5 protein-coding genes are annotated in these 6,063 nt (G+C 72.8%); 1 reads left to right on the forward strand and 4 read right to left on the reverse strand.

All coding sequences use genetic code 11. The annotated features are described in order from the left end of the window. A partial coding sequence (locus tag FUT87_RS25090; RefSeq protein WP_222617281.1) for a hypothetical protein occupies window positions 1-3,208 on the forward strand: 3,208 nt, incomplete at its 5' end. Between the two features lie 102 nt (window positions 3,209-3,310). Here the strand turns inward: FUT87_RS25090 and FUT87_RS25095 are convergent. The 4 genes from FUT87_RS25095 to FUT87_RS25110 all read right to left on the reverse strand — a co-directional run. Next, on the reverse strand, window positions 3,311-4,402 hold the full coding sequence (locus FUT87_RS25095) for an NAD(P)/FAD-dependent oxidoreductase (RefSeq protein ID WP_404932389.1): 1,092 nt from the start codon (window positions 4,400-4,402) through the stop codon (window positions 3,311-3,313). Between the two features lie 66 nt (window positions 4,403-4,468). Further along, entirely contained in the window at window positions 4,469-4,792 is a 324-nt protein-coding gene (fdxA, locus tag FUT87_RS25100; RefSeq protein WP_091722144.1) for a ferredoxin FdxA, read from the reverse strand. Between the two features lie 116 nt (window positions 4,793-4,908). Next, window positions 4,909-5,769, reverse strand: a complete 861-nt coding sequence (gene cobA / locus FUT87_RS25105; protein WP_147242068.1) for a uroporphyrinogen-III C-methyltransferase — start codon at window positions 5,767-5,769, stop codon at window positions 4,909-4,911. A gap of 20 nt (window positions 5,770-5,789) precedes the next feature. Continuing rightward, the coding region (locus FUT87_RS25110) for an elongation factor 1-alpha C-terminal domain-related protein (protein ID WP_404935419.1) at window positions 5,790-6,063 on the reverse strand (274 nt) is incomplete at its 5' end.

Raw genomic sequence — 6,063 nt, forward strand, 5'->3', positions numbered from 1 at the left:
CGACAGCCGCCGCGCCTGGCAGGCCCGGCAGTGCCTGCGCCGCGCGATCCGGCGGGGGCCGGTGCTGGGGCAGGTCTGGTGGCAATGGGCGGACTTCGAGTGGGCGCACGGCTCGCGCGAGGACGCGCTGGCGCTCTACCGCTGGACCGCCTGCCTGCTGGCCACCGATGAGCAGGCCGCGCGGGCCTACATGACCGCCTGCCGCGTGCTGGGCCGGGAGGCCGAGGGCCTGGCCTTCCTGCGCGAGCGCGAGCACGAATGGGGCGGGCGCTCCAGCGCGCCCCTGATCACGCTGTACCAGCAGCTGGACCTGATCGAACGCGCGGAGGAGGCGGAGGCGCTGTTGCAGGCCGGCCTCGCCCGGCGGCCGGACGACGCCGCGCTCAAGCTCTTCGCCGCCGAGCAGCGTCTGCGCCGGCAGCAGCTGGACGCGGCGCAGGCGCTGGTGGAGGCGGCCGTGCAACCGGCGCATCCGGCCGAGGTCCGCATCCTGCGCGCGCTGCTGGACGGTGCCCGGCGCGAGCTCGACGCGGCGCTGCGCTGGGCCGACGAGGCCTGCGCGCTGCAGCCTTTCGGCCTGGCGCTGCACCGCTTGCGCCTGCGCCTGTTGTCGCGCCGGGACGGTCAGGGCGCCGCGCTGGCCGCGCTGCGCGAGGTGGCCGGGCGCCACCCGGCGCATTACGGTCTCCAGCGGCTGCTGTTCGACTGGGTGCCCGACCGCCCCGAGGACGTCAACGCGGTCCTGGAGCGCCTGCGCGAGCATCACCCGGACGACGCCTGGACCCGGCGCGAACTGGCGGTGCAGGCCAGCCGGCAGGGGCGGCACGACGAGGCCGTCGCCACGGCCGAGGCGGCCTGCGCGCTCACGCCCGAGCGCGCCGACGCGCAGGGCGTGCTGGCCTATGTGCTGCACCGGCGCGATGGGTATGACGCGGCGCTGCCGGCGCTGTGGCGGGCCATGGCGCTGGACGCGGATTACGACTTCTCGATGCGCCTGCTGGTCAATGCCGCGCCGGATCCGACGAAGGCCCGCGACGCCGTCGACCGGGCCGCGGCGGAGCTGGACCGGCAGGTCGTGCTTGGCGACGGCTGGTTGTGCTTCCAGCAGGTGGCCGGCCGGGGCTGGCGGCCGACGGCGGTCGCGCGCCGGCTGATGCGGGCCCTGCGTCGCCAGCCCGACACCTGGCACCTGTGGGTCGCGCTGGCGCGGCAATGGATCGAGTCGGGCCGCGCGCCGCGGGCGCGGCGGCTGCTGGTCGAGGCGGCGCGACGCTTCACCGCGCTGCCGCGCGTGCAGCACGAACTGGCGGAGGCCTTGCGCCAGATCGGCGATCGCGCGGGCGCGCGGGCCGCCTGCGAGGCGGTGCTGGCGGAATCCCCCGGCTGGAACGCCGCAGTCCGCCTGCAGGTCGACCTGCTGACCGAGTCGCAGCCCGACTACGACGCCGCCGAGCGCGTCGTGACGCGCGCGCTGCACCATGCCCATGACGACGACGACCTGATCGCGCTGCTCGCCTGGCTGCATGAGCGCCGCCAGCGGCCGGACGACGCGCTGCGCGAGGCGCGCCGCTCGCTACTGCTGAATCCGCGCCCTGACCTGGGTCTGGGCATGGTGCGACGGGTCTGCGAGGCGGGCGAGCGCCTGCACGACTTCGACGCGATGGTCGACGAGGTCGAACGCAGCCGCCCCGGCGACGCCAGCGCCTGGCTGGTGCGCGCGAGCCAGGGGCGGGACGACCTCGAGGCGCTGGCCGCGGCCGAGCGTGCCGTGGCGCTGGCGCCGATGCTGGAAGCGGCCTGGATCGCGCGCTTCGAGCGCCTGGCGCAGCTGTCGCGCCACGATGAGATCGAGACCCTGCTCAAGGCGCTGCCCTGGCCCGGCGTGGCCCCGGTCGCGCTGCGGGCCTGGGAGGCGCGCTGCGCCTGGCGGCGCGGCGACCGGGCCGGTGCCGTCGCCCGGCTGCGCGCGCTGATCGCGGAGGTGCCGGACGACGAGGCCCTCTGGCGCGACCTGGCCGACTGGGAAGACGCGCGCGACGAGAACGCGGCCTACCTGGAAGCGGCGCAGCGGCTGCGGGCGCTCCTGCCGCATCGCGGCATGCCGCACGCCTACGTCGGCCATGCGTTGTTCAAGCTGGGTCGCCATGCCGAGGCGGTCACCGAACTGCGCCGCGCGCTGGAGCTCGAAGGCCGCTACCTGTTCGCCGCCCGCGTGCTCTGCGAGGCGGCGGAGCGGGTCGGCGACACCGACAGCGTGGAGTGGGCGGTGCGCTCGCAGTGGGCCGCCGAGCCGACCACCGACCTCGCGCGCCGGGCGGTGATCGCCGCCAGCCGCGCCGGACGTCGCGACCTGGCCTTCGAGTGGCTGGAGCGCCTGGTCGACCTGCCGGGCTATGACCTGGTGCAATCGCGCCTGGCCTGCGAGGCGATCGACGCGGCGGGTTGGGGACAGGGACTGGCGGCGTGGCAACTGGCCCGCATCGAGCGCGGGGAGGGCGCGCCCGGCCTGGCCTATCACTGGCTGATCGCGCAGGCGCGGCGCCGCGGTGAGCTGATCACCGCCTTCACGGCCGCGCGGCTGCTGCGACGCGCGCAAGGCCAGTTGCTGCTGCGCGCGCTGCTGCGCTGGCTGGTCGACACCGAGCGCGACTTCTGGCTGCGCTGGCTGGTGCGCCGGCATGGCGACCGGCTGCGCGCGGACATGGCGAGCTGGGGCGAGACCAGTTATGCGCTGGTCTCGCGCGGCCTGTTCCGCGACACCGTCGACTGGATGCGCGACTGGCGCGACCGCGCGCAGCCGCCGCTCTACGCGCTGACCAACCTGTGCATCGCGCTGGCGCGGCGTGGCCACTGGGACGAGCTGGGCGAGGTGGTCGCGCATGCCCTGCCGCGGGACCCGTACCAGGAGGACATGCGCCTGTGGGAGTTGGCGCTGCTGGCCGCGCACTCGCGCGCCGAGCAGCTGGAGCATCGCCTCGCGCGGCGGCATGAATGGTCGCCGTCCGGATGGATGACGCCGGCGCTGGCGATGATCGAGGCCTATGCCACGCTGATGCGGACGGGCGGCCGCGAGGGCTCGGTGGCGGCGCTGCGGCGGGCGGTGATCGGGGACGGCCCCGGCGCCTCGATCTGGCGGCGCCTGCGCCATCCCGCGCGCTGGGTCCACACCGCGCCGGCACAGCGCTGGCGCTGGTTTGTCCCGCAATGAAAAGAGCCCGCCGGCATCGCCAGGCGGGCTCTCTTTCGGTCCAGGCGCCCCGACGGGGCCCTCGGGGTCCAGCGCCCCGTTGGGGGCACTGGGCCGCCGGACTCAGTCGAACACCGGCGTCTCGACGCCCAGCACCTTGTGCAGCTTGGGGCTGGTGGTCGTGTACTGCAGGTGGACGCGCTTCTCGGGGTTGATGATCGGCATCGCGCCGAAGGCCGCCAGCGCGGCCTCGTGGAAGCCCGACAGGATCAGCTTCTTCTTGCCCGGGTAGGTGTTGATGTCACCCACCGCGAAGATGCCGGGCACGCTGGTCTGGAACTTCTCGGTGTCGACCTGGATCTGCTTCTTCTCCAGCGCCAGACCCCATTCGGCGATCGGGCCCAGCTTGGGCGACAGGCCGAAGAACACCAGCACCTGGTCCGCCGGGACCACGCGCGTGACGCCGTCGCCGCCGGTGATCTTCAGGCCCTTGAGCGCGTCCTCGCCTTCGTCCAGGTCGGCCACCTGGCCCACCATGAACTGCATCTCGTAGGCGTCGCAGAGTTCCTTCATCTTGGCCACCGAGGCCGGCGCGGCGCGGAAGCCGTCGCGGCGGTGGACCAGGATCACGCTCTCGGCCTTGTGCGGGTTGCCGTCGGCATTGCCGGCGCAGAAGTTCAGCGCCCAGTCCAGCGCCGAGTCGCCGCCGCCGATGATTACCAGGTTCTTGCCGGCGAATTGCGCGGGGTTGCGCACGCGGTAATGGACCTGCGAGCCCTCGTACTTGTCGATGCCCTCGACCTTCAGCGTGCGCGGCTGGAAGGAGCCCACGCCGCCCGCGATGAAGATGGTCTTGGTCAGGAACTGCGTGCCCTTGCTGGTGGCGACGAAGAAGCGGCCGTCCTCCTGCTTCTCGACGGTCGTGACCTCCTGGCCCAGATGGAAGGTCGCGCCGAAGGGCTCGATCTGCTTCATCAGGTTGTCGGTCAGTTCCTTGCCTGTCACCACCGGCAGCGCCGGGATGTCGTAGATCGGCTTGTCGGGATAGAGCTCGATGCACTGGCCGCCGGGATAAGCCAGCGAATCGATGATGTGGGCCTTGATCTCGAGCAGGCCCAGCTCGAACACCTGGAACAGGCCCACCGGGCCGGCGCCGACGATGACGGCATCTGTTTCGATCACGCCCGCGTGCGGGGCGGAGGTCGCTTCAGTCACTTGCGTTTCCATTCTTGTGAGAAGCAGCGGCCGGCAGGCTCCGGCGCCGCGAGATGAGGGGATCGGTCAGCGGACCAGCTGATCGACCTTGCCCGTCTTGTCCTTCCACTCGTCGGCATCGGGCAGCGGCGTCTTGCGCTTGGTGATGCTGGGCCACTTCTTGGCGAGATCCGCGTTCAGCTTGATCATGATCTGCTGGTCACCGGGGACGTCCTCCTCCGGCATGATCGCGTTCACCGGGCATTCGGGGATGCAGACCGCGCAGTCGATGCATTCATCGGGGTCGATGGCCAGGAAGTTCGGGCCCTCGCGGAAGCAGTCGACGGGACAGACATCGACGCAATCGGTGTATTTGCAGCGAATGCAGGCTTCGGTGACGACGTGGGTCATAGCGGCTCTTCTAGTGGCGGGGCCGGCGGGGGGCCCTCGAAATTCAGCGTCCCTGGCGGTCTCCAGGCGATTCCCGGATCGTGGGCTCGGTCGGCGCTGACGGAAAACGGCGGATTTTAAACGTTCGGGGTTTGCGCCAGCGCTTCCGGCCCGCGCGGCTCAAGGTCTTGGGACGGGGAAAGCGTCGCGTATTCGCCCAATCCGGGGTCGGAGGCCCGCTCGGGCGCGGTCGCCGGCAAAGCACCGGTGGCTGACGCCCGGTCCGGGAGCGCCGCGCCCGCCGTGCCCAGTGGCGCGGCGCCGGCGCCGACGACGACCACCGTCGGCCGCCCCCGGTGCAGCATCGACGCGGCGCCCAGCGTGGCGACCTCGTGCTCGCTGGCCAGCGCGTCCGCGCAGCCGGCGCGGGACACGACGCTCACCGGCGCGTCCGGCGCCCAGCCCGCGGCGAGCAGCCGGCGGGCAAGGGCGGCCAGCTGCTGCCCGGCCATGTAGAACACCTCGGTGTCGGCGGACTTGGCGGCCTGGAGCTCGCCCTCGCGGGTCATCGCGGTGGTCAGCGCGACGCTGCGGCCGGCGCCGCGGCGCGTCAGCGGGCGGCCGGTCTGCGCGGCCGCGGCGATCGCGGCGGTCACGCCGGGCACGATCTCGTAGCCGATGCCGGCCTCGGCCAGCGCCTGCAATTCCTCTTCCAGCCGGCCGAACACGCTGGCGTCGCCGCCCTTGAGCCGCACCACGAGCGCATGGGCCTTCGCCTCCCGCACCAGCGCCGCGTTGATCGCGGTCTGCTTGGTCGAGTGGCAGAAGCCGCGCTTGCCCACGTCCAGCCACCGCGCCTGGGGCGCGAGCTCGCGCAGCGCCGGGTCGGTGAGGGCGTCGAACAGCACCACCTCCGCCTGCGCCAGTGCCCGCGCGCCGCGCAGCGTGATCAGGTCGGCGGCGCCGGGCCCGGCGCTGACGAAGAGGACGCGTCCCATGGCGGTCTCCTGGACGGTGTTCAGCGGACCAGCAGCGCGCCGCTGGTGCGGTTGCTGGTGGGATCCACGACGATCAGCGCGCCGCCGACGCGGTTGTCCGCGTAGGGCTGCAGCGGCAGCTCGGCCTGCAACTCGACGGTGACATGGCCGATCTCGTTGACGGAGAGTTCATGCGCCTCGGTCTCGGCCAGGGTCTGGATATCCAGGCGGTGGTCGATGGCGGTGATGCGGGCCTGGACCCAGCGGTTGCCGTGGCGGACCCAGTATTTGCGGCCGATGACGGCCGGCTCGGTG

The organism is Mitsuaria sp. TWR114 (assembly GCF_007997345.1).

Coding starts and splice junctions, on each gene's coding strand:
- fdxA (WP_091722144.1), bottom strand. CDS start 4,792: ATGACCCACGTCGTCACCGAAGCCTGCATTCGCTGCAAATACACCGAT.
- cobA (WP_147242068.1), bottom strand. CDS start 5,769: ATGGGACGCGTCCTCTTCGTCAGCGCCGGGCCCGGCGCCGCCGACCTG.